General features: G+C 33.6%; 21 protein-coding genes. 20 read left to right on the top strand and 1 reads right to left on the bottom strand.

Annotated elements, in window-relative coordinates; translation table 11 throughout:
- The first annotated feature begins 13 nt into the window (after positions 1-13).
- The 7 genes from ACFFLS_RS17975 (at position 14) to ctlX (ending at position 7,750) form a co-directional block, all read left to right on the top strand.
- Positions 14-1,006 (top strand): DNA-directed RNA polymerase subunit alpha, encoded by a 993-nt coding sequence (locus tag ACFFLS_RS17975; protein WP_026109818.1) that lies wholly within the window; start codon positions 14-16, stop codon positions 1,004-1,006.
- 62 nt (positions 1,007-1,068) lie between these two features.
- Positions 1,069-1,560, top strand: coding sequence for a 50S ribosomal protein L17 (gene rplQ, locus ACFFLS_RS17970; protein ID WP_379683515.1), 492 nt, complete (start codon positions 1,069-1,071; stop codon positions 1,558-1,560).
- A 240-nt stretch (positions 1,561-1,800) separates the two neighbouring features.
- Positions 1,801-2,910 carry a glutamine-hydrolyzing carbamoyl-phosphate synthase small subunit gene (gene carA, locus ACFFLS_RS17965; protein WP_379683514.1) on the top strand — a complete coding sequence of 370 codons (1,110 nt, stop codon included), beginning with the start codon at positions 1,801-1,803 and terminating at the stop codon, positions 2,908-2,910.
- A 112-nt stretch (positions 2,911-3,022) separates the two neighbouring features.
- Positions 3,023-4,315, top strand: a complete 1,293-nt coding sequence (gene eno, locus ACFFLS_RS17960) for a phosphopyruvate hydratase (protein WP_379683513.1) — start codon at positions 3,023-3,025, stop codon at positions 4,313-4,315.
- A gap of 153 nt (positions 4,316-4,468) precedes the next feature.
- Positions 4,469-5,746 carry a citrate synthase gene (locus tag ACFFLS_RS17955; protein WP_379686329.1) on the top strand — a complete coding sequence of 426 codons (1,278 nt, stop codon included), beginning with the start codon at positions 4,469-4,471 and terminating at the stop codon, positions 5,744-5,746.
- A 62-nt stretch (positions 5,747-5,808) separates the two neighbouring features.
- A complete protein-coding gene (locus ACFFLS_RS17950; RefSeq protein WP_379683512.1) occupies positions 5,809-6,723 on the top strand; it encodes a dimethylarginine dimethylaminohydrolase family protein in 915 nt (304 codons plus the stop codon).
- A 91-nt stretch (positions 6,724-6,814) separates the two neighbouring features.
- Positions 6,815-7,750 carry a citrulline utilization hydrolase CtlX gene (gene ctlX / locus ACFFLS_RS17945; RefSeq protein ID WP_379683511.1) on the top strand — a complete coding sequence of 312 codons (936 nt, stop codon included), beginning with the start codon at positions 6,815-6,817 and terminating at the stop codon, positions 7,748-7,750.
- 75 nt (positions 7,751-7,825) lie between these two features.
- Here ctlX and ACFFLS_RS17940 read toward each other — a convergent pair whose 3' ends face one another.
- The gene (locus ACFFLS_RS17940; protein WP_379683510.1) at positions 7,826-8,455 is read right to left on the bottom strand and encodes a MarC family NAAT transporter; all 630 of its coding nucleotides are present in this window, start codon (positions 8,453-8,455) and stop codon (positions 7,826-7,828) included.
- Between the two features lie 153 nt (positions 8,456-8,608).
- Here ACFFLS_RS17940 and ACFFLS_RS17935 point away from each other — a divergent pair, with 153 nt between their 5' ends.
- The 13 genes from ACFFLS_RS17935 to ACFFLS_RS17875 all read left to right on the top strand — a co-directional run bounded on the left by ACFFLS_RS17935 (position 8,609) and on the right by ACFFLS_RS17875 (position 23,564).
- Positions 8,609-8,974 carry a CoA-binding protein gene (locus tag ACFFLS_RS17935; RefSeq protein ID WP_379683509.1) on the top strand — a complete coding sequence of 122 codons (366 nt, stop codon included), beginning with the start codon at positions 8,609-8,611 and terminating at the stop codon, positions 8,972-8,974.
- Positions 8,975-9,077: 103 nt separating this feature from the next.
- Positions 9,078-9,698, top strand: coding sequence for a recombination mediator RecR (gene recR, locus ACFFLS_RS17930; RefSeq protein ID WP_379683508.1), 621 nt, complete (start codon positions 9,078-9,080; stop codon positions 9,696-9,698).
- Positions 9,699-9,773: 75 nt separating this feature from the next.
- Entirely contained in the window at positions 9,774-10,568 is a 795-nt protein-coding gene (locus tag ACFFLS_RS17925) for a polysaccharide biosynthesis/export family protein (RefSeq protein ID WP_379683507.1), read from the top strand.
- Positions 10,569-10,583: 15 nt separating this feature from the next.
- Positions 10,584-13,028 (top strand): exopolysaccharide transport family protein, encoded by a 2,445-nt coding sequence (locus ACFFLS_RS17920; protein WP_379683506.1) that lies wholly within the window; start codon positions 10,584-10,586, stop codon positions 13,026-13,028.
- Between the two features lie 5 nt (positions 13,029-13,033).
- Positions 13,034-14,014, top strand: coding sequence for an SDR family oxidoreductase (locus ACFFLS_RS17915; RefSeq protein WP_379683505.1), 981 nt, complete (start codon positions 13,034-13,036; stop codon positions 14,012-14,014).
- A gap of 28 nt (positions 14,015-14,042) precedes the next feature.
- Entirely contained in the window at positions 14,043-15,434 is a 1,392-nt protein-coding gene (locus tag ACFFLS_RS17910) for a UDP-glucose 6-dehydrogenase (protein ID WP_379683504.1), read from the top strand.
- A gap of 74 nt (positions 15,435-15,508) precedes the next feature.
- Positions 15,509-15,973 (top strand): UpxY family transcription antiterminator, encoded by a 465-nt coding sequence (locus tag ACFFLS_RS17905; RefSeq protein WP_379683503.1) that lies wholly within the window; start codon positions 15,509-15,511, stop codon positions 15,971-15,973.
- A gap of 259 nt (positions 15,974-16,232) precedes the next feature.
- Positions 16,233-17,546 carry a nucleotide sugar dehydrogenase gene (locus ACFFLS_RS17900; protein ID WP_379683502.1) on the top strand — a complete coding sequence of 438 codons (1,314 nt, stop codon included), beginning with the start codon at positions 16,233-16,235 and terminating at the stop codon, positions 17,544-17,546.
- 21 nt (positions 17,547-17,567) lie between these two features.
- Positions 17,568-17,990: an adenylyltransferase/cytidyltransferase family protein gene (locus ACFFLS_RS17895; protein ID WP_379683501.1), complete on the top strand. Its 423-nt coding sequence runs from the start codon at positions 17,568-17,570 to the stop codon at positions 17,988-17,990.
- A gap of 4 nt (positions 17,991-17,994) precedes the next feature.
- Entirely contained in the window at positions 17,995-18,996 is a 1,002-nt protein-coding gene (locus ACFFLS_RS17890; RefSeq protein WP_379683500.1) for a mannose-1-phosphate guanylyltransferase, read from the top strand.
- 13 nt (positions 18,997-19,009) lie between these two features.
- Positions 19,010-20,056, top strand: coding sequence for a dTDP-glucose 4,6-dehydratase (gene rfbB / locus ACFFLS_RS17885; RefSeq protein WP_379683499.1), 1,047 nt, complete (start codon positions 19,010-19,012; stop codon positions 20,054-20,056).
- A gap of 3 nt (positions 20,057-20,059) precedes the next feature.
- Positions 20,060-22,492, top strand: coding sequence for an SLBB domain-containing protein (locus ACFFLS_RS17880; protein WP_379683498.1), 2,433 nt, complete (start codon positions 20,060-20,062; stop codon positions 22,490-22,492).
- Between the two features lie 7 nt (positions 22,493-22,499).
- On the top strand, positions 22,500-23,564 hold the full coding sequence (locus ACFFLS_RS17875; protein ID WP_379683497.1) for a Wzz/FepE/Etk N-terminal domain-containing protein: 1,065 nt from the start codon (positions 22,500-22,502) through the stop codon (positions 23,562-23,564).
- Positions 23,565-23,596: the final 32 nt, after the last annotated feature.

Genomic DNA, 23,596 nt, shown 5'->3' with positions numbered 1-23,596 from the left:
TTAGTCGAAATTTATGGCAATATTTAATTTTCAAAAGCCCGATAAAGTTATCATGATCGATTCAACCGATTTTGAAGGTAAATTTGAATTCAGACCTTTAGAACCTGGTTACGGATTGACAGTTGGTAATGCACTTAGAAGAGTTTTGCTTTCAGCATTAGAAGGTTATGCAATTACATCTGTTCGTATCGAGGGTGTGGATCATGAGTTTTCTACTATTTCAGGTGTTGTTGAAGATGTTACAGAAATTATCCTTAATCTAAAACAAGTACGTTTTAAACGTCAAATTGAAGATATCGATAATGAAGCAGTTACTATTTCTGTTTCTGGTAAAGATCAATTGACAGCAGGTGATTTCCAGAAATTTATTTCAGGTTTTCAAGTTCTGAATCCAGATCTTGTAATCTGTAACTTAGATTCTAAAATCAAATTGAATTTCGATTTAACTATCGAAAAAGGTAGAGGATACGTTCCTGCTGAGGAGAACAAAAAACAAAATGCGGCAATTGGTACTATTTTTACAGATTCTATCTTTACTCCTGTAAAGAATGTAAAATACGCGATTGAAAACTTCCGTGTAGAGCAAAAAACAGATTACGAAAAATTAGTTTTTGAAATTAAGACTGATGGTTCAATCAATCCAAAAGATGCTCTTACTGAAGCTGCAAAAGTTTTAATTCACCACTTCATGTTATTTTCTGACGAAAGAATTACACTCGAGGCTGACGAAATTGCACAAACAGAATCATATGATGAAGAGTCATTGCATATGAGACAATTGCTTAAAACTAAGCTTGTTGATATGGATTTATCTGTGAGAGCATTAAATTGCTTGAAAGCGGCTGAAGTTGATACACTTGGTGATCTAGTATCGTTCAATAAAAATGACCTAATGAAATTCCGTAATTTCGGTAAAAAATCTTTAACTGAACTTGATGAACTTGTTGCAGTGAAGAATCTTACTTTCGGAATGGATTTAGCTAAATACAAATTAGATAAAGAATAATTTACTTCATATTTTGCTCTCCATAGTGGATTGTAGCAAGATGAAGATAAAAAAAACACGTCATGAGACACGGAAAAAAATTCAACCACTTAAGCAGACAGACTGGACATAGAAAAGCTATGTTGGCTAATATGGCTTGTTCTCTTATCGAGCACAAACGTATTAACACTACTGTTGCTAAGGCTAAAGCGCTTAAACAATTTGTTGAGCCTTTAATCACAAAATCAAAAGAAGATACGACTCACAACCGTCGTATTGTTTTTGCTTACTTACGTAGCAAATATGCTGTAACTGACTTGTTCAGAGACGTAGCTGCTAAAGTTGGTGACCGTCCAGGAGGATACACTCGTATCATTAAAGTTGGAAATCGTTTGGGAGATAACGCTGATATGGCGATGATTGAGCTTGTTGATTTCAATGAACTTTACAACGGAGGTAAAAAAGAAGTTAAAAAAGCAAAAAGCCGTCGTGGTGGTAAAAGTAAAAAAACTGAAACCGCTGCTCCAGAAGCTCCTGCTGCTGAATCAGAAACGACTACTGAAGCTTCAGAATAATTATGAAAGTAATAATTCTATAAAAATAAAGGATAGACTAATTTTTAGTTTATCCTTTTTTTTTGATTTTTTCAAAAACAAATTTTTAACTTATTTAAGTTTCAAGGTTTTATTTTTATGAATGAATTTTTTGAAAAACCTTGGAGGCACTCTTTTAAAGAATTAAATTTGCAAAATATCTAATTACAAATGAAGCTAAAGGTTTCATAAGACAATTAAAAAAACAATACAAATTAAAGAATGAAATACACAACACGACAAAGCGCCATTTTATTACTTAGTGACGGAACAATTTTTCACGGAAAATCTATCGGAATAAGCGGTAAAACTTTTGGTGAAGTTTGTTTTAATACGGGAATGACAGGGTATCAGGAGATTTTTACAGATCCTTCTTATTTTGGTCAGATAATGGTAACTACTAATCCACATATTGGTAATTATGGTGTGAATGACTTAGAAGTAGAATCAGAAAGTGTGAAAATTGCTGGTTTGGTTTGTAAAAACTTCAGCTTTAATTTTTCGCGTGAAGCGGCATCAGGAAGTTTAGAAGATTATTTTGCTAAACATAACCTGATTTGTATTTCTGATGTTGATACAAGAGCACTTGTAAGCTACATTCGTGATAATGGTGCAATGAATGCTGTAATTTGTACAGATGGCACCTCTGTCGAAGACTTAAAGAAAGAATTAGCAAATGTACCTAATATGGAAGGTTTGGAATTGGCTTCTAAAGTATCAACTACTGAACCTTATTTTATTGGGGATGAAAATGCGACTTACAAAATTTCAGCTTTAGATCTTGGAATTAAAAAGAATATTTTAAGAAATCTTGCAAAGAGAGACTGTTACATTAAAGTATTTCCGTATGATTCATCATATGAAGATTTAACAGCATTTAATCCAGACGGTTATTTCTTGTCGAATGGTCCTGGTGACCCAGATCCTCTTCATGGAGTAATCGATGTTGCTAAGCAAATCATCGCTAATGATAAACCTTTGTTTGGAATTTGCCTTGGACATCAGATTATCGCTCTAGCAAATGGTGTTCAGACCTATAAGATGTTTGGAGGACACAGAGGAATTAATCATCCAGTAAAAAATCTTCTTACTGGTAAAGGAGAGATCACTTCTCAAAACCATGGTTTTGCCGTAAAAAGAGAAGCATTGGAAGGACATCCTGAATTAGAGCTTACACATATCCACCTGAATGATAATACAGTTGCGGGTATGCGTATGAAAAACAAGAATTGTTTTTCAGTACAATACCATCCGGAAGCTAGTCCTGGTCCACATGATTCTTCATATTTGTTCGATCAATTTGTGGATAATATCAAAACTAGTAAAGCCTAAAACGATGTAGTTAATAAATAAAGGTGTTTAATGACTACAATGCGTTTTTAGTATTAAATATTTTTATAATTTCGAAAAAATATATATAATTTATTAATAAAAAATAAAAATAATGAGTATTATAATTAAAGTTCACGCAAGACAAATTCTTGATTCCAGAGGGAATCCTACTATCGAAGTTGATGTAGTAACTGAAAATGGTGTTTTAGGTAGAGCTGCTGTTCCATCTGGAGCTTCAACTGGAGAGCACGAAGCTGTTGAATTACGTGACGGAGGTAAAGCTTACCTAGGAAAAGGTGTTTTGAATGCAGTGAACAATGTAAATACTGTTATTGCTGAAGAATTAGTTGGAACTTCTGTTTTCGAACAAAACACAATTGACCAATTAATGATTGATTTGGATGGAACTCCAAACAAATCAAAATTAGGAGCTAATGCTATTCTAGGAGTTTCATTAGCTGCTGCTAAAGCTGCTGCTAACGAACTAGGATTGCCATTATACAGATATGTTGGTGGGGTTTCTGCTAACACGCTTCCTGTTCCGATGATGAACATCATCAATGGAGGTTCTCACTCAGATGCGCCGATCGCATTCCAAGAGTTTATGATTTTCCCAGTAAAAGCAACTTCTTTTACGCATTCTATGCAAATGGGAACTGAAATTTTCCATAGCTTGAAAAAAGTTTTACACGATAGAGGTTTAAGTACGGCTGTTGGTGACGAAGGAGGTTTTGCTCCAAACTTGGCTGGTGGAACTGAAGATGCTTTAGATACTATCAAATTGGCAGTTGAAAAAGCTGGATATACTTTCGGTGACGAAATTATGATTGCGCTTGATTGTGCTGCTTCTGAATTTTATGTAAATGGTAAATACGATTATACTAAATTTGAAGGAGAAACAGGAAAAATCAGAACTTCTGAAGAACAAGCTGAGTATTTAGCTGAACTTGCTGCTAAATATCCAATCATTTCTATTGAAGACGGTATGTACGAAGATGATTGGGATGGATGGAAAGCTTTAACTGAAAAAATTGGTGATAAAGTACAATTAGTTGGTGATGATTTATTTGTTACTAACGTTGCTCGTTTGTCGACTGGTATCGAAAAAGGAATTGCTAACTCGATTTTGGTAAAAGTGAACCAAATTGGTACTTTGACTGAAACAATTGCTGCTGTAAACATGGCTAAAAATGCTGGATATACATCAGTAATGTCTCACCGTTCTGGAGAAACTGAAGATAATACAATCGCAGATTTAGCTGTAGCTTTAAACTGTGGTCAAATTAAAACTGGTTCGGCTTCTCGTTCTGATCGTATGGCAAAATACAATCAATTATTAAGAATTGAAGAAGAACTTGGAAATACTGCTTATTTCCCAGGATTAAACGCTTTCAAGATTAAATAATCATAAGAGTTACATTAAGATAAGCCATTCGTTTTTTAACGAATGGTTTTTTTTTGGAGTTTTAACAAATTCATAGCAGTATTCTTTTTTTAATTAATGTTAAATTCATTAGATTTGGTAAATTATTATTTAAAGAATTATTTCCGAGATATTATGTCAAAAATAGCTACATTAGAAGTTGATGGTAAGAAAATTGAACTTCCTGTAATTACAGGGAGTGAAAATGAGTCTGCTATCGATATCAACAAATTACGTGATTTAACAGGTTTTATTACGATTGACCCAGGTTATAAAAACTCTGGATCATGTAAGAGTGAAATCACTTTCCTAGATGGTGAATTAGGAATTTTGCGTTACAGAGGATATTCAATCGAAGACTTGGCCGAAAAAGCCAGTTTCTTAGAAGTGTCTTATCTTTTGATTTTCGGAGAATTACCAACTACTGCCGAATTAGAAAACTTTGAAAACAATATTAAAAAACATTCTTTGGTAAACGAAGAAATGAAAAATATCATTGACGGTTTTCCAAAGACAGCGCATCCTATGGGAGTTTTATCAGCGTTAACAAGTGCTTTAACGGCTTTTAATCCTAAAGCGGTAAATGTTGATAACGAAAAAGAAATGTATGAAGCTATTTGTAAAACAATGGCTAAATTTCTAGTGATTGCTACATGGACTTACAGAAAATCTATGGGGTATCCTTTAAATTATTACGACAATACTAAAGGGTATGTTGAGAATTTTATGCAGCTAATGTTTCAATTGCCTACAGGACCTTACAAAGCAAGCCCTGTTGTAATTGATGCTTTAGATAAATTGTTTATTCTTCACGCAGACCACGAACAAAACTGTTCCACTTCTACAGTAAGAATGGTAGGTTCTTCACACGCTGGATTATTTGCTTCAATATCTTCAGGAGTTTCTGCTCTTTGGGGACCTCTTCATGGAGGTGCAAATCAGGCGGTACTTGAAATGCTAGAAGAAATTAATAAAGATGGTGGAGATACAGATAAATTCTTGGCAAAAGCTAAAGATAAAAATGATCCATTCCGTTTAATGGGATTCGGACACAGAGTTTACAAAAACTTTGATCCAAGAGCAAAAATCATCAAAAAAGCAGCTCAAGAAGTATTAGAGACTTTAGGAGTTGAAGATCCAATTTTAGATATTGCAAGAAAATTAGAGACTGCTGCTTTAGAAGATGAATACTTCAAATCAAGAAATTTATATCCAAACGTTGATTTCTACTCTGGAATTATCTACAGAGCATTAGGTATTCCTACTGATATGTTTACAGTAATGTTTGCTATTGGAAGATTGCCAGGATGGATTGCACAATGGAAAGAGATGCGCGAAAATAAAGAGCCAATCGGAAGACCAAGACAAATTTATACTGGACACGCTTTACGAGAGTTCAAGTCTAATAAATAAAAAACGAAAGCTTCACTTAACTGTGAAGCTTTTTTTATATTTGCTCAAAATACAATAAAGTTATGTTGCAATTAAATGTAAAGAACGAAACATCGCGGCTTCGCGCCGTAGTTTTGGGTTCTGCTGTTCATAATGGGCCAACTCCAACCATAGATGAGGCTTATGACCCTAAATCGTTGGAACATATTAAAGCAGGTACTTATCCTGTAGAAAAAGATATGGTTGCTGAGATGGATGCTTTTAGTAAAGTATTTCAGAAATACGATGTAACTGTTTACCGTCCGGAAATAATTGAAAATTACAATCAGATTTTTGCAAGAGATATCGGTTTTGTCATTGAGGATACTTTTGTGAAATCTAATATTCTCCCTGATAGAGAACGCGAACTGGAGGCAATTCAGTTTGTCATTGATCAAATGGATTCTCTGAAAGTTGTCCGTCCACCCGAAGAAGTGCATATCGAAGGTGGAGATGTGATGCTTTGGAATGACCATATTTTCATTGGAACTTATAAAGGAAGTGATTATAAAGACTATATAACAGCCAGAACCAATATGCATGGTGTTGATTATATCAAATCGCTTTTTCCAAATAAAATTGTAAAAGAGTTTGATTTAGTGAAATCTAAATTGGAGGCTAGAGATAATGCACTTCATCTTGACTGCTGTTTTCAGCCAGTTGGAAAAAACAAAGGAATAATTTATAAAAGAGGTTTTAGAGAAGAAGCAGATTATCTGTATCTAGTTAATCTTTTCGGGAAAGAAAACTTATTTCATATCGAAAGAAACGAAATGTACAATATGTTTTCGAATGTATTTTCGATAGATGAAAATGTAGTGGTTTCTGAAAAAAACTTTACAAGGCTTAACAACTGGCTTCGTGCAAACGGCTTTATAGTTGAAGAAGTCCCATATGCTGAAATTGCAAAACAAGAAGGCTTGTTGCGTTGTTCAACTTTACCTTTAATTAGAGACTAAATAATTGTTTCAAGTTTCAAGTTTTTGCAAAACATGAAACAAGACACGAGGCTTTGGCCGAATTGGCGAAGCAAACAAAACAAATAAAAAAATGAGACAAACAACAAATGCAATCGTAATGATTCGGCCAGTTGCTTTCAGAATGAATGAACAGACAGCTGTAAATAATTACTATCAAAAAGTATTAGATGGTTTATTGCCAAGTACTGTAAATGCAAAAGCACAACAGGAATTTGATGCTTTTGTTGACAAGTTGAGAGCTGTAGGTGTTGATGTGACAGTTGTAGAAGATACATTAGAAACCGATACGCCTGACAGTGTTTTTCCAAACAATTGGGTTTCGTTTCATGAAAATGGAGTAGTTGCCCTTTATCCTATGTTTGCAGAAAACCGACGTCAGGAACGCAGGGAAGATATTTTGGACGTTCTTGAAGAAAAAGGTTTTGAAATTACCGATATCATGGATTATACCTCTGCAGAAGAAGATGGTATTTTCTTAGAAGGAACAGGAAGTTTGTTGTTGGATAGAGCCAACGGAAAAGCATATTGCGCCTTATCGCCAAGAGCAGATGAAGAATTGTTTATCGAATTCTGCGAAGATTTTGATTATGCGCCAGTAATTTTTGAAGCTTTTCAGACGGTAAACGGCGAACGAAAATTGATTTATCATACCAATGTGATGATGTGTCTCGGAGAAACATTTGCGGTAATTTGTGCTGATTGCATTGATGATAAGAAAGAACGCAAAATGGTTTTGGATAATTTGAAACAAGACGGAAAAGAAATCATTCTAATTGCGGAAGAGCAAGTAAATAATTTTGCTGGAAATATGCTTGAAGTTCGTGGGGCAAATGATAAACGTTATATTGTTATGAGTGCCTCGGCTCATCAAAGTTTGACTCCAAAGCAAATTGCTCAGTTAGAAAAACATGCAGAAATTTTGAGTTCTAGTCTAGATACAATCGAAGCTTGCGGAGGCGGCAGTGCAAGATGTATGATGGCGGAAGTCTTTTTGCCAAGAAGCTAGAATTGTCTTTTGAATAAAATAAAAAAAGGGATAGAACTGAATGTTCTATCCCTTTTTTTTCTGTAAGAAAATTTTTTACATCAAATTTCCTTTTATAATATTTACAATCGAACTCACGATATATTGAATTCCGATAGAGATAACAATAAAACCAACTATTCTCGAGATAGCAACAATTCCAGAAGCACCCAATATTCTGGCTAAATAATGTGCGCTTTTTAAAATCGCAAAAATAGCAACGGCAATAGCAATAATCGCCAAAGTCGAAATAATGATTTCATTTACCTCATGATGTTCCTGATAAAAAGCAATCAGTAAGGAAATGGAGCCGGGTCCAGCAAGCATTGGAATTGCAAGTGGTGTTAGCGCGATGTCATTTCGCTGGTGCGCTTCGTTTTCGATTTTTTTATTAATACCTCTTTTTTTGTTGAATTTTCCCGAAAGAAGAGAGAAACCAGAGTTTACGATTATAATTCCGCCGGCAATTCGAAGCGCATCAATACTGATTCCAAAAAAAATAAGAACATATTGTCCGATAAAATAAGAGACCAATAAAATGATGCAGACATTGATGGCGGTCCAAAGTGAAATCCTCGAACGTTCTTTCTGCGAATCATTCTGTGTTAATCCAACAAATATTGGAACGGTTCCAATTGGGTTTAGCACCGAGAAAAGTGCGGCAAATAAATAAATGAATAAATCCATAGAGTGGGGGTTAGTGAGGTAAAAATAGTTATTTTTTTATGGTTTTGGATGAATTTATGTTAGGATGTTATTTTTTAATGCGAATGATTCTCTATCAAATAGATAAAAAACACTCATTCTTTTTAGTTAATTTTGTAATTCTAAATTTAAAGAATGAAAAATAAAAAAACACTTGTTTTGGGAGCATCAACAAATCCGGAACGATATTCGTACAAAGCTGTAAATATGTTAGTCTCTAAAGGACATTCAGTAATAGCAATTGGGCAGAAAGCTGGAGAGGTTGCCGGAATTAGCATTCATACAAAAACAATTCCGGTCAAGAATATTGATACAATTACGTTGTATTTAAATCCATCCCGTCAGCGCGAATACTATAATTTTATCGTAGAAACAAAGCCGAAGAGAGTTGTTTTTAACCCAGGAACCGAAAATCCGGAATTCTATCAATTGCTGGAACCAAACGGAATTGAGGTTGAAATCGCCTGTACTTTGGTGCTTCTTGCAACTAATCAATATTGAGATAAATTGTCAATAAAATCAGCGGATAAAAATTCTTGACATATTTTATAATAGTGCAGGAATTGAGATTATAAAGCGATATTAAAGTATTACTTTTGCTGCCATGGAATTTTCATCAAAATTAATAGAAAAAGCGGTAAACGAAATGGCGCAGCTTCCAGGTATTGGAAAACGGACAGCGTTGCGGCTTGTGCTTCATTTGTTAAAACAGCCAAAAGAACAAACTGCTTTTTTGTCTCAAGCTTTGACGACTATGCGTGAAGAAATTAAATTTTGTGAAAACTGCCACAATATTTCAGACACGAAAGTATGTGAGATTTGTGCGAACCATGCCAGAAACCATCAAACGATTTGTGTTGTAGAAGATATTCGCGACGTAATGGCGATTGAAAATACTGGACAGTTTAAAGGAATTTATCATGTTTTGGGAGGTAAAATTTCGCCAATTGAAGGTGTCGGTCCTAGTCAGCTTACGATTTCAAGTCTGGTTGAAAAAGTCAAGTCAGGAAAAGTGGTTGAGATTATTTTTGCATTGAGCTCAACGATGGAAGGCGATACCACAAACTTTTATATCTATAAACAAATTGCAGATTCCGATATTATAATTTCGACCATTGCAAGAGGAATTGCTGTAGGTGATGAACTTGAATATGCAGACGAGATAACACTCGGAAGGAGTATTCTGCACCGTGTGCCTTTTGAAAAAACATTTAAAAATAATTAAACATAAGTCCCCAAATAAAACTTAGATTCCCTGATAATTAAAGGAAAAAGTTATATTTGCGTCAAAATTAAACTGATGACAAAAAACAGCTTTTATATCTTATTACTGGCAAGTGTATTATTTACGTCCTGTATTCCTCTAAAAGACTTGGTCTATTTGCAAGATAAAAACACTTCAAGCGAACAAAAATCAATAAGTGCAGTAGAAGCAAAACCTTACAGAGTGCAGGTGAATGATGTTTTAAGCGTTAACATTAAGGCAATTGATCCGAAATTAGTAGCAATTTTTAATACAAGCGAAAGCTCATCTACTCCCGCAGGTCGTTCTGAAACAGGTTTGTATTTTGATGGCTTTAGGGTAGATGACCACGGAAATATTAGGATGCCAATTTTAGGGGAGATGAATGTTATCGGCTTTACTTTAGAAGAAGTGAGAGTGAAAATAGAAAAGAAACTTCTTGAAGAATATTTCAAAACGGATGCAAATTTATTTGTTAATGTAAAATTGGCTGGTTTCAGATATACAATTAATGGTGAAGTTGGAGCTACTGGTACAAAAGTATTGTTTAAAGATAATGTAAATATTATGGAAGCAATTGCCAATTCGGGAGATATTACTACAGTTGGCAATAGAAAAGCGGTAGTGATAATTCGCCAGACTCCGACAGGTGTTCTGATGAATGAAATAGATCTTACAGATGTTAATGTAATGCAGTCCCCGTATTATAATTTACAGCCAAATGATTATATTTATGTAAAACCTTTAAGGCAGAAAACCTGGGGGACAGGACAGACAGGAATTCAGTCTATCGGAAGTATAATTACTTTGTTGTCACTTGCTACAACTGTTTATTTAATTGTCAGAAATTAAAACCCAATTTTCAAAATGTTAGATATAAAAGATTTTTCCTTTTTTGAAAATCATTCCAATTTTGATTTTAAAGGTTTTTTGTTAAAAATTGCCAGTTACTGGAAATGGTTTTTGGTTAGTTTAATTATTGCTTTTACAATTGCTTATCAGGTAAATATTCGAAAAGAGAAAATTTACGCAATGCGTACTATGATTTCAATTAAGGAGGAAAGCAATCCTTTTTTTACGTCTAATACAAGTTTAGTTTTTAACTGGGGAGGAATTTCGGATCAAGTTAACGGAATTTCGACTATCCTTCAGTCAAGATCGCATAACGAATTGGTTGTCGAAAAGCTTCAATATTATATTGACTATTTGGAGCAAGGAAAATATAATCTTATAGATTCTTATGGTGCCGTACCTTTTTATGTAGATATTGATAAGAATAAAGGACAGCTTGCCGGTGCATTAATAAAGATTAAGTTTGTGACTCAAAATGAATATCAAATCGAGATTCCTTTTGAAACAAATTCAGTTTCTGTAATTACTTATTCGACAAATGAATACAGTAAAACGGCAGTAAAACCGGTCAAATATGCATATCGATTTAAAGTAGGCGATCGAGTGACACTTCCTTTTTTAAATTGGAACCTTCAAATTACAGATAATCCTGGCTTATATGTAGGGAAAGAATATTTTGTAAGATTTAATGATTTTAATGGTACAGTATCTCGCTATAAAGGGGTCAATATTGATGGAGATAAAGCTGGTTCAATACTAACTTTGTCAATGCAGGGAACCAATAAGGCGCGTATGGTAGAGTATTTAAATGCGACTGTTAGAATGCTGATTAAAATTCAGCTTGACGGAAAAAATCAGTTTGCAACCAATACGATCAAGTTTATTGACAGTACATTGGTGGCAATGGAATCGCAATTGAAAGAAACAGGAAATGAACTGAAATCTTTTAGAAAAGACAAAAATATTTATGAGATTGAAGCCGGAGGTGAAAAAGTTTCCGAAAGAATAATGAACTTTGATGTAGAGAAAGATCAAATCACAAGAAAAATTGCATACTATAATTCATTAAAGTCATATTTAAACAATAGCCAGGATTATTCAAGACTTCCTGCGCCTACTGTAGCGGGAATAGAAGACCCTAATATTATGAATGGCGTTGGTAAACTAATTGCTCTTTCTACACAAAGATCCGAAATGGCTTATGCAGTAAAGAGCGAAAAGATTTTTAAAGATTTTGACAACCAAATGCAGGCAATAAAAAATGTTTTGTTAGAAAACATCATTTCTGCAAAAGCGTCTTTGTTAGGGGATTTAGCTTCTGTAAATTCAAAAATGGGACAAGCAGAAAGCGCCGTAAGAAGATTGCCAGAAGAACAGCAAGAATTGTTGAAGATTAAAAGGAAATATGACTTAAATGACAATATTTATACGGAATTTCTTCAAAAACGAAACGAGGCAGAAATTGTAAAAGCTTCAAATTTATCAGATATTCATTTTATCGATCCAGCAAAAGATATTGGAGGGGGCTTAATTGGTCCTAAAACTTCTGTCAACTATGTGCTTGCTTTATTTCTAGGACTTTTGATTCCGTTGTTATTTGTTTTTGGAATTTTCTTCATTAATAATTCAATTCAGAATACAGAAGATATCAATAAACTGACACAAATTCCTGTAATTGGTGTTGTCGGAATGAGTAAAAATTCAGGGAGTCTAGCTGTATTTGAAAAACCAAAATCGGCACTTTCTGAAGCTTTTAGAGGAATTCGATCTTCATTGCAATTTTTATACAAAAAACAGCAAGTTAGCGGTTCAAAAACATTAATGATAACTTCATCAATAAGTGGCGAAGGAAAAACGTTTTGCTCTATAAATATTGCTACAGTTTTCGCTTTAAGCGAAAAGAAAACAGTAATAGTAGGTTTGGATTTAAGAAAACCAAGATTGGCAGATGAGTTTAATTTGACAACATCTCTTGGGGTTGTAAATTATCTTATTAAACAAAATAGTCTCGAAGAAATTACAAATACTACCCAAATTCCGAATCTTGATGTAATACTTTCGGGACCAATACCTCCAAATCCGTCTGAGTTGATAATGAGTGAAGCGATGAAAGAGTTAATCGATGAACTTAAACAAAAATACGATTACGTAGTTTTAGATACTCCTCCTGTTGGTTTAGTTGCAGATGCACTCGAATTAGTACAATATGCCGATGTTGCTTTGTATATAGTGAGACAGAATTATACTAAAAAGGATATGATTACAGTTTTGAATACTAGAATCAAGAGAGGCGAGTTGACTAATGCAAGTATCGTTTTAAATGGTTATCAAAATAAAGCAAAGTATGGAGCCGTTTACGGATACGGATATGGTTACGGAACTTATGCAAACGGATATCATGAGGAAGAACCTGAAAAGGGATTCTTCTCGACAATATTTAATAAAATCAGAAAAAGATAATTGAGATGGATAATATAAAAAGTACAATATTGATTACAGGTGGGGCAGGATTTATAGGCTCGAATTTGTCTGAGTATTTTTTAGCATCCGGATATAAAGTAATTTGTCTTGATAATTTTTCTACAGGTCATCGACATAACTTAAAAGATTTTATAGAAAATCCAAATTACACCTTAATAGAGGGAGATGTCAGGAATATTGCTGATTGTGTCAAAGCTGTAGAGGGAGCTGATTATGTACTGCATCAAGCTGCTTTAGGGTCTGTTCCTAGATCTATAAAAGATCCGATAACAACTAATGATGTCAATGTTTCTGGTTTTTTAAATATGCTTACTGCGGCACGCGATGCAAAAGTAAAACGTTTTGTATATGCTGCAAGTTCTTCTACTTATGGTGATTCTGAAGGATTGCCCAAAGTTGAGGAAGTAATCGGAAAACCGCTTTCTCCATATGCAATTACAAAATATGTAAACGAATTATACGCGGAGATTTTCAGCAAAACTTATGGTATAGAAACTATCGGTTTGAGATATTTTAATGTTTTTGGAAGAAAACAAGATCCAAACGGTGCTTATGCTGCGGTAATACCGAAATTTGTAATGCAGTTTATGAAACATGAAAGCCCTGTAGTTAATGGAGATGGTAATTATTCTAGAGATTTTACCTATATTGACAATGTTATTCAGATGAATGAGCTAGCGATAACCTGTCAAGATTCTAAAGCCGTAAATACAGTTTACAATACCGCTTTTGGAGACCGCAATACTTTGAATGATTTGGTTGCTTATCTTAAAAAATATTTGTCTGAGTTTGATCCTGCCATTGCAGCTGTTCCTGTGGTTTATGGTGAAAACAGAGCGGGGGATATTCCACATTCGCTGGCTTCTATTGATAAGGCCAAAAGACAGCTGGGCTACAATCCAAAGTATTCTTTACAAGATGGATTAAAAGAAGCTATAAGCTGGTACTGGAATAATTTAAAATAATAAAAGGATCAAGATAACAAAAGATTAGATGAAAATTACAAAAATTTGCTGTATTGGTGCAGGATATGTAGGTGGGCCGACAATGGCGGTTATAGCACAGAAATGTCCTCATATTCAAGTTACGGTTGTTGATTTAAACGAACAAAGAATTAAAGATTGGAACGATCCTAATACAGAAAACATTCCGATTTACGAGCCTGGACTTTCGTCAGTTGTTGCTGAAGCAAGGGGAAGAAATCTTTTTTTCTCAACAGAAGTTGACAAAGCAATTGATGAAGCCGAAATGATTTTTATTTCTGTAAATACTCCAACCAAAACCTATGGAAAAGGAAAAGGTATGGCGGCTGATTTGAAGTATATTGAATTATGTGCAAGGCAAATTGCAAGGGTTGCAAAACAAAATAAAATTGTAGTAGAAAAATCGACACTTCCGGTTAGAACTGCAGAAGCAATCAAAAGTATTTTAGATAATACAGGAAATGGTGTTCAGTTTCAGATTTTGTCAAATCCTGAATTTTTGGCTGAGGGCACCGCTGTAACAGATTTATTAAATCCTGATAGAATTTTAATAGGAGGTGATACAACTCCAGAAGGCGAGACAGCAATCAAGGCATTGGTTGATGTGTATGCAAATTGGGTTGCAGAAGAGAAAATCTTAACCACTAATGTGTGGTCTTCGGAATTGTCAAAATTAACAGCCAATGCGTTCTTGGCGCAACGTATTTCATCTATCAATGCAATGTCTGAATTGTGTGAGAAAACCGGTGCAGATGTTAATGAAGTAGCAAAAGCTATTGGTATGGATAGCCGAATTGGTTCTAAATTCTTAAAAGCTTCAGTTGGATTCGGGGGGTCTTGTTTTCAAAAAGATATTTTAAATTTAGTTTATATAGCAAAATCATACGGACTTAATGAAGTTGCTGATTATTGGGAGCAGGTAATTGTTATGAACGACCATCAAAAAAGAAGGTTTTCAAATAAGATTGTTCAAACATTATACAATACGGTTGCCGATAAAAAAATTGCATTTTTAGGCTGGGCTTTCAAAAAAGACACCAATGATACGCGTGAATCTGCGGCAATTTACGTTGCTGATGATTTGATTAACGAGCAAGCAAAAATTGCTGTTTATGATCCTAAAGTTTCAGAGCATAAAATAGTAAATGATTTAGATTATTTAGAAACAAGATCAGGACAAGATAATAAAAGCGCAGTTGTAGCGTTTGAAAATGCTTATGATGCCTGTAAAGATGCACATGCGGTTGCAATTTTAACAGAATGGGATGAATTTGCTTCTTATGACTGGAAGAAAATTTACGACAACATGCATAAACCTGCATTTGTTTTTGACGGGCGAAATATTTTAAACGCTAAGGAATTAGAAGAAATAGGATTTGTATATCAAGGTATAGGTTCATAAACGGTTTCAATTGAAGTAAATTGGATGTCGAAAAATGTTGGTGAGAAAAATTTTATTTCAATAAATAAGAAATTATGAATTGGTACGTTATTTATACCAAACCAAAATGGGAAAAAAAAGTGGCAGAAAAACTCGAGCAGTCAGGAATTGATTGTTACTGTCCAATAATAACCCAGATTAAGCAATGGTCTGATCGAAAAAAGAAAGTAGAAGTGCCTCTTTTTAATTCGTATGTTTTTGTTAGACTGGAAGAAGCTGATAGGAACTCAGTCTTTCAAGTTTCAGGTGTTGTGCGATATCTGTTTTGGCTTGGAAAACCAGCAATTGTTAAAGATGAAGAGATTGAAATTATAAAATCAAGTCTTAAATCGCCAAATATTGCAGATGTAACGGTAACGTCAATTCAAGTTGGTGACAAAATAAAACTAGAATCAGGCGCTTTTAGTAATCAGGAAGCGATTGTTCAAGAGGTGTCGAATACGCATTATATTTTAATTTTGGAATCATTAGGCTGTGTTCTCAAAATAAAATACAAATAATGTCGTTTGATGTTATCATATAGAAGAGAGTTTAATCATTTGATATGTTTAAGCTCTCTTTTTTTTTGTAAATAAAATTTTTGATCGTTGATTAAGAGTGTTTTATTTATTTAGAAAAAATTAATACGAATTTCTTTTTAGTTATACGAGAAACCGTATTGATAAAGTAATGTGAATAACCTATATTTGCGGGAAAATCATTTATTTAAAGCGTCTGAGTTGTGGTTTGTGGCTTAGAAAGGCGAAGCCGTGAATTGTAATGACTGAAAATAATAGAGAGAAATTGAGAGTAGAAGAAAATATAAAAATAGCGGTTATTGGTCTAGGTTATGTTGGCTTACCTCTGGCTAGATTATTTGCGACAAAATATCCGGTTGTGGGTTTTGATATTAATGAATCAAGAGTCAAAAGTCTAAATTCAGGAATTGATAGTACATTAGAAGTAGATGTTGACACATTAAAAAATGTATTGGTAGATAGTCCTACTAACAATTCGGGATTATATTGTACAAGTTCTTTAAATGATATTTCAGACTGTAATTATTTCATTGTTACAGTTCCAACTCCAGTTGATAAAAACAATCGACCAGATTTAACTCCTTTGTATAAATCGAGTGAGTCTGTTGGAAAAGTTTTGAAAAAGAATGATATTGTTGTTTATGAATCGACGGTTTATCCTGGAGTTACAGAAGAACAATGTGTGCCAGTTTTAGAAAAATTTTCTGGTCTTAAGTTTAACGAAGATTTTTTTGCAGGATACTCACCCGAAAGAATAAATCCTGGAGACAAAGAACATACAGTAGAAAAGATTTTAAAAGTAACTTCTGGCTCAACAGAAGAAATTGGACTAAAAGTAGATGCTTTGTACAAGTCAGTTATCACTGCAGGAACACATTTAGCTCCAAGTATAAAAGTTGCAGAAGCAGCCAAAGTAATTGAGAATTCTCAAAGAGATATTAATATTGCTTTTGTAAATGAACTAGCGAAGATTTTTAATTTGATGAACATCGATACGCAGGAAGTTCTAAATGCCGCGGCAACAAAATGGAATTTTTTACCATTTAAACCAGGACTTGTAGGAGGACATTGCATAGGTGTAGATCCCTATTATTTAGCACAAAGAGCACAGGAGTTTGGTTATCATCCTGAGATTATTCTTGCAGGTCGTCGCTTAAATGATAGTATGGGAGAATATGTTGCTTCACAAATCGTCAAATTGATGATTAAAAAAGGAATTTCTGTTAATGGAGCTGAGTTGTTAATGCTTGGAATAACATTTAAGGAAAACTGTCCAGATGTTAGAAATACTAAAATTGTTGATGTTGTAAAGGCATTGAAAGAGTATGGAATTTTAGTCACAATATTTGACCCTCTAGCAAATGGGGATGATGTAAAAAAAGAATATAATTTAGTAACATCGGGCTCTATTCCCAACAATAAATTTGACGCGATAGTTCTAGGCGTTTCTCACAAAGAGTTTTTAGAATTAGACTTTGCTGGATTGCAAAAATCAAATAGTTTAATATATGATGTTAAAGGAGTTTTGGGATCAATTGCCGATAACAGGCTGTAGATATAATTTTAAAATTAAATTATGAAAGTAGGAATAACTTTTAGTGCTTTTGATTTACTTCATGCTGGACATGTTAAAATGTTAGAAGAAGCGAAAAGAGAATGCGACTATTTAATAGCAGGTTTGCAAATAGACCCAACATTAGATCGTCCAGAAAAAAATAGCCCATCGCAAACAGTAGTTGAAAGATACATACAACTAAAAGGTTGCAAATTTGTTGACGAAATAGTTCCCTATTCAACTGAGCAAGATTTGGAAGATATTTTACGTTCGTTTAAAATTGACGTTCGAATTATTGGCGATGAATATCGTGAAAAAAATTTCACAGGTCGCTCTTACTGTGAACAAAAAGGAATAACATTATATTTCAATGTTAGAGATCATAGATTTTCAAGTAGTAATCTTAGAAAAGAAGTGGCTGAAAAACAATTAAAAAAAATATAATGTCATGAATTCATCAATAATACATGTAATCTTAACAGGCGGTATTGGGAGCAGATTATGGCCTCTGTCGCGTAAAAGCCAGCCAAAACAATATTTAGAGATATTCGAAGGGAAATCCCTATTTGAAATGACTGTCGAACGTAATAGTCATTTAGCGAATAAAGTAATGGTTATCGGAAATGTCGATAATCATCATTTAAGCGAAAAAGTGATGAGCAAGACCAATACAGAATATTTAAATGTGGTTGAAGCTACGCCAAGAAATACAGCAGCAGCGATAGCTTTTGCCGCTTTTGCAGCCAAACCAGATGATATTTTGATTATTACCCCTTCAGACCATATTATTGATTTAATGGATAATTACAATAATGCTATCAGCGAAGCCGTATCGAAGGCAGAAGAAGGTTTTATTATAACTTTTGGAGTTATACCAACAAAACCAGAGACTGGGTATGGATACATTGAGGCTAAAGGGGATAAGGTAATATCTTTTAGAGAGAAACCAAATGAAACAACTGCAAAAGAATTCATTGCCAGAGGAAATTTTTTATGGAATAGTGGAATGTTCTGTTTTAAAGCTGGAGTCCTGTTGGAGGAATTAAAACAGTATCAGCCAGATGTTTATGAAAAATCTAAAGCAGTTTGGGAAGCAGCAAAAGATGGGTTTCTAGATTTGGCTTTATCTATGGAAATTCCATCAATAAGTATTGATTATGCCGTGATGGAACGAAGTAAAAAGATAAAAGTAGTTCCTGCATCGTTTTCATGGTCAGATTTAGGTTCTTTTGAATCAGTTTATGAATATTTGGTGTCAAAAGGGCATTCAATAGATTCAAATGGAAATATGGTTATAGGATGCGAATGTCATACAACATTTTTAGGATTAAAAAATACAATTTTTGTTCACACTGTTGACGCAAATTTGATTTTGCAAAAAGAAAGTTCTCAGGATGTTAAGGATATATATAACGAATTAGAAAGACAAAACTCAGATTTATTAAATTAATAAAATCATCAAAATGAAAAAAATTCTTATAACTGGTGGTGCCGGTTTTATTGGTTCTCATGTCGTAAGACGTTTTGTAAACAAATACCCAGAATATCAAATTTTTAATTTAGACGCCTTAACATATGCAGGCAATCTCGAAAATATAAAAGACATTGAGGATAAGTCTAATTATACTTTTGTAAAAGGAGATATTGTTGATGAGAATTTTATTAATGAACTTTTTGCAACCCATAATTTTGATGGCGTTTTGCATTTGGCAGCAGAATCACATGTTGATCGTTCGATAGAAGACCCTTTGGCATTCGTAAAAACAAATGTAATTGGCACGATGAATTTATTAAACGCTGCTAAAAATCAGTGGAAGAATAGTTTTGAAGGAAAAAGATTTTATCATATCAGTACAGATGAAGTTTATGGGTCTCTAGGAACTGAAGGATTGTTTACAGAAACTACTCCATATGACCCAAATTCACCTTATTCTGCTTCAAAAGCAAGTTCAGATCATTTTGTAAGAGCCTATGGAGAAACTTATGGACTACCTTATGTTTTAACGAATTGTTCCAATAATTATGGCTCATTTCACTTTCCAGAAAAATTAATTCCATTATTCATCAATAATATTATTAATAATAAGCCTCTTCCGGTTTATGGAGATGGAAATTATACTCGTGACTGGCTATTTGTGGAGGATCACGCTATTGCTATTGATTTAGTTTTTCATGAAGGGAAAAATCACGAAACTTACAATATTGGAGGGTTTAACGAATGGAAAAACATTGATTTGGTAAAATTATTATGCCAGATTATGGATGGAAAGTTAGAAAGAGAAAAAGGAACATCTGAAAAGCTAATTACATATGTTAAAGACAGGCCTGGTCATGATTTACGATATGCTATAGATGCATCCAAAATTAATAAAGAATTAGGATGGAAACCTTCTGTTACTTTTGAAGAAGGACTTGAAAAAACTATTAATTGGTATTTGAATAATAAAGAATGGCTGGAGAATGTAACTTCTGGGGCTTATAAAGAATACTACCAAAAACAATATTCATAATATATGAAAAAAGTAACATACGTTCTTTTATTGCTTTTTGCGCTTACAATGTCTTTAAGTGTTAAGGCACAAGATATAATGAAGTCTAAAGATTTAAGTACAGTTAATGTCGATTATTTATCTGATGATGATTTGGCGAAAATTAGTGCACAATTAAAAAGCAATAATGCAACAATTGATCAGGTTGAGCCAATGGCATTGTCTAAAGGAATGAGTCAGGCAAATTTCAATAAGTTGAAGATTAAGTTGAATGAGTATGCAAAGAAAAATGCCAATCCTTCAGAGAATGTTGAAAAAGTTGAAAAAGGGGAAAAAAAATCTGATTCAGGCAGAAAGCAAGACGCAATCAAAAATGTCAAAGTAAAAGATTCGGCAAATGCTATTATTTTTGGATCAGAACTGTTTGATAATCCTACTCTAAACTTCGAACCGGATTTGAAAATGGCTACTCCGATGAATTATGTTTTAGGTCCGGGAGATGAAATTCAGGTTACAGTATATGGAGTACAAGAATATAATGGGACTTTGCCTGTGAGTGTAGAAGGAAAAATCTCTATTGAATACGTGGGGCAGATTGCTGTTTCTGGAATGACAATAGAAGCAGCAACACAAAAAATAAAAGCAGCGATAGCAAAAGTTTACAGTACAGTTAGATCTGGGCAATCACAGGTAAGTGTAAGCTTAGGCAAAATCAGAACAATAAAAATTACAGTAGTAGGTGGAAAACAACCAGGTAATTATTCCCTCTCTTCTTTAGCAACAGTTTACAATGCATTACATTTGGCGGGCGGACCTGGAAAAAACGGGAGTTATAGAAATATCGAATTGATTAGAAATAATAAAGTTTATAAAAATATCGATATCTATAGATTTTTAGTAAAAGGAGACCAGTCAGATAATGTTAGTTTGAAAGAAAACGATGTTATAAGAATTCCGGCTTATACCCAAAGAGTTACTGTTGAAGGAGAGGTAAAACGGCCAGGCGTTTTTGAAATGAAGAAAGGAGAAACGTTTGCCGATTTATTAGGTTTTGCTTCGGGATTCAATGAATTTGCATATACAGCTTCAGTTAATGTAGTTCAAAAAACTGGAAAAGAATTTAAGGTTCACGATATAAACGAAAGTGAGTTTAAAACATATCAACCACAATCTGGAGATGTTTTTAGAGTAACCAGAATATTAAATCGCTTCGAAAATCGTATAAAAATCGAAGGAGCAGTTTTCAGACCAGATTATTATTCATTTACAGAAGGAATGCGAGTTTCTGATCTTATAACAAGAGCAGAAGGTTTAAAAGAAGACGCTTACAGTAAGCGAGCACGAATTATTAGGCTAAAAACAGATTTAACTACGGAAATTGTAAACGTTAACTTAGAGGCTGCGTTATCTGGTGATTTAAGTGCAGATATTGAATTAAAGAGAGAAGATATTGTTACTGTTTATTCAATTTTGGATTTTAGAGAAGAATATAAAGTTATAATTGATGGTGAAGTTAAAAATCCAGGAGAATACGAGTACTATGAAAATTTAACTTTAAACGATTTAGTTGTACAAGTGGGAGGCCTAACAGGTTCAGCATCTAAAAGAGTTGAGATTGCCAGAATGGTAAAATCCGATGAAATTGATGACGCAGACCCAAAAAGAGTCGAATTAGTAGAACTTGAAATTACTGCGGATAATAACGAGCAGGTTAAAAATTTTATACTAAAGCCATTCGATGTAATTAATATTCGAAGAATGGCTGTTTATGAAAAACCTCAAATGGTAACGATTAGCGGAGCGGTAAGTTATCCAGGAAAATATGTTCTGGCTAATAAAAAAGAGACTGTGTATAATGTTGTAATGAGAGCTGGTGGACTGACTTCTATTGCAAATCTTGACGGAATGAAAATTAAGAGACCAATAAAAGAAGAGCAAATCGAAACTTTAGAGCGCATAGATTTAAATTTAGATAAAAGTGACACACTGAAAGGAAAGCTTGCAAAAAAATTGAAAGAAGATTTAAAGTTTGCGACAATTCCTGTAAACTGGGAAAAAATTGTAAAAAATAAAAATCATTTTTCTAATGTCACATTATTTCCAGGTGACGAAATTGAAGTTGCGGTATATAATGAGGGTGTAAAAGTCACTGGAAATGTTTTGCTAACTTCTGAAATTCCGTATAGAAGTGGTAAAGGGTTTAAATATTATTTAAATGCCGTTGGAGGTGTAGACAATAAAGGCTGGAAAAGGAAATCATATATAATCTATCCAAATGGAAAGGCTGATGTAACAACTTCATTTTTGTTTTTTAGATCTTATCCAAAAGTAGAGCCAGATTCCCAAATTGTGGTGCCAGAAAAACCAGAAAGAAAGAAAATGACAGCAGGTGAATGGGTAGGTATAGGGAGTGTGATTTCGAGTTTGGCTTTATTAATTCTAACTGCTTTTAAATAGATTTTTAATGAATAATACACCTATGGTAAATGATGAAATATCGTTAAAAGAATTAATTCATAAAGTAAAAGAATGGTATAAGTATTTGCTTTCTAAATGGAAAATTGTTTTTTTAGCAGGAGTTATAGGTGGAGTATGTGGTTTTGCATATTCTATAATTAAAAAACCAATTTATACAGCAACTTTAACATTTGCGTTGGAAGATGAAAAAGCAGGTGGAGGACTTGGCGGGGCTTTAGGTTTGGCAAGCTCTTTTGGATTCGATTTAGGGGGTGGTAATGGAGGAGTATTTTCTGGCGCTAATCTGGCAGAATTATTTAAATCTCGTAGTATGGTAGAACAAACTTTACTTACCCCTGTTACTGTCAATAATAAAGTAATTTCTTTGGCAGAAATGTATATCCAAAATAATAGTTGGAGAGATAAATGGAGTAAGAATCCGAAATTAAATGAAATACAATTTTTACCTTATGCGGATCGTAAGAATTTTACTCGAGCCCATGATAGTATACTAGGGACTATTTATCAAGATTTATTTAGAAATTCTTTGTTTGTAGCTCAAAAAGATAAAAAAATTTCTATTATTAGCATAGATATGTCTTCAAATGATGAAATGTTTTCTTTTTATTTTTGTAAAGCATTAGCAAAAGAGGTAGGGCAATTTTATATTGATACAAAAAGCAAAAAAGCTCGTATGAATATGAATATTTTAGAGCGTCAAGTTGATTCTGTACGTAATGAGCTTAATGGAGCTATTACTGGCGTTGCAATTGCAACTGATAATACCTTTAATTTGAATCCAGCCTTAAATGTTCGAAGGACTCCTTCAGCTAGAAGACAGGTTGATGTGCAGGCAAATACTGCTATTCTTACTGAATTGGTAAAACAAAGCGAATTGGCTAAAGTTACCCTGAGAAGAGAAATGCCTTTAATTCAAATAATTGATAAACCTATTTTACCATTACCAAAAAATCGTTTGGGTAAGTTAAAGGGAATTATATTGGGAGCTGGATTAGCAATTGTGATTGTCACATTAACTTTAATTTTGCGTAGGTTTTTTAGAAGTTTATAAAATTAAGCAATGAAGAATATATCTCATCTAAA

Origin of the sequence: Flavobacterium procerum (assembly GCF_042431625.1) — a bacterium.
Lineage (GTDB): Bacteria > Bacteroidota > Bacteroidia > Flavobacteriales > Flavobacteriaceae > Flavobacterium > Flavobacterium procerum.
Note: the sequence above shows the minus strand (reverse complement) of the source record. Positions and strands in the feature narration are given on the sequence as shown.

Bases quoted from the DNA above. Each gene is read 5' to 3' on its own strand.
- ACFFLS_RS17955 (WP_379686329.1), top strand. From the start codon at position 4,469: ATGTCAAAAATAGCTACATTAGAAGTTGATGGTAAGAAAATTGAACTT.
- ACFFLS_RS17950 (WP_379683512.1), top strand. From the start codon at position 5,809: ATGTTGCAATTAAATGTAAAGAACGAAACATCGCGGCTTCGCGCCGTA.
- carA (WP_379683514.1), top strand. From the start codon at position 1,801: ATGAAATACACAACACGACAAAGCGCCATTTTATTACTTAGTGACGGA.
- ctlX (WP_379683511.1), top strand. From the start codon at position 6,815: ATGAGACAAACAACAAATGCAATCGTAATGATTCGGCCAGTTGCTTTC.
- ACFFLS_RS17905 (WP_379683503.1), top strand. From the start codon at position 15,509: ATGAATTGGTACGTTATTTATACCAAACCAAAATGGGAAAAAAAAGTG.
- recR (WP_379683508.1), top strand. From the start codon at position 9,078: ATGGAATTTTCATCAAAATTAATAGAAAAAGCGGTAAACGAAATGGCG.
- ACFFLS_RS17890 (WP_379683500.1), top strand. From the start codon at position 17,995: ATGAATTCATCAATAATACATGTAATCTTAACAGGCGGTATTGGGAGC.
- ACFFLS_RS17910 (WP_379683504.1), top strand. From the start codon at position 14,043: ATGAAAATTACAAAAATTTGCTGTATTGGTGCAGGATATGTAGGTGGG.
- rfbB (WP_379683499.1), top strand. From the start codon at position 19,010: ATGAAAAAAATTCTTATAACTGGTGGTGCCGGTTTTATTGGTTCTCAT.
- eno (WP_379683513.1), top strand. From the start codon at position 3,023: ATGAGTATTATAATTAAAGTTCACGCAAGACAAATTCTTGATTCCAGA.
- ACFFLS_RS17895 (WP_379683501.1), top strand. From the start codon at position 17,568: ATGAAAGTAGGAATAACTTTTAGTGCTTTTGATTTACTTCATGCTGGA.
- ACFFLS_RS17880 (WP_379683498.1), top strand. From the start codon at position 20,060: ATGAAAAAAGTAACATACGTTCTTTTATTGCTTTTTGCGCTTACAATG.
- ACFFLS_RS17875 (WP_379683497.1), top strand. From the start codon at position 22,500: ATGAATAATACACCTATGGTAAATGATGAAATATCGTTAAAAGAATTA.
- ACFFLS_RS17915 (WP_379683505.1), top strand. From the start codon at position 13,034: ATGGATAATATAAAAAGTACAATATTGATTACAGGTGGGGCAGGATTT.
- ACFFLS_RS17935 (WP_379683509.1), top strand. From the start codon at position 8,609: ATGAAAAATAAAAAAACACTTGTTTTGGGAGCATCAACAAATCCGGAA.
- ACFFLS_RS17925 (WP_379683507.1), top strand. From the start codon at position 9,774: ATGACAAAAAACAGCTTTTATATCTTATTACTGGCAAGTGTATTATTT.
- ACFFLS_RS17975 (WP_026109818.1), top strand. From the start codon at position 14: ATGGCAATATTTAATTTTCAAAAGCCCGATAAAGTTATCATGATCGAT.
- ACFFLS_RS17900 (WP_379683502.1), top strand. From the start codon at position 16,233: ATGACTGAAAATAATAGAGAGAAATTGAGAGTAGAAGAAAATATAAAA.
- ACFFLS_RS17940 (WP_379683510.1), bottom strand. From the start codon at position 8,455: ATGGATTTATTCATTTATTTATTTGCCGCACTTTTCTCGGTGCTAAAC.
- ACFFLS_RS17920 (WP_379683506.1), top strand. From the start codon at position 10,584: ATGTTAGATATAAAAGATTTTTCCTTTTTTGAAAATCATTCCAATTTT.
- rplQ (WP_379683515.1), top strand. From the start codon at position 1,069: ATGAGACACGGAAAAAAATTCAACCACTTAAGCAGACAGACTGGACAT.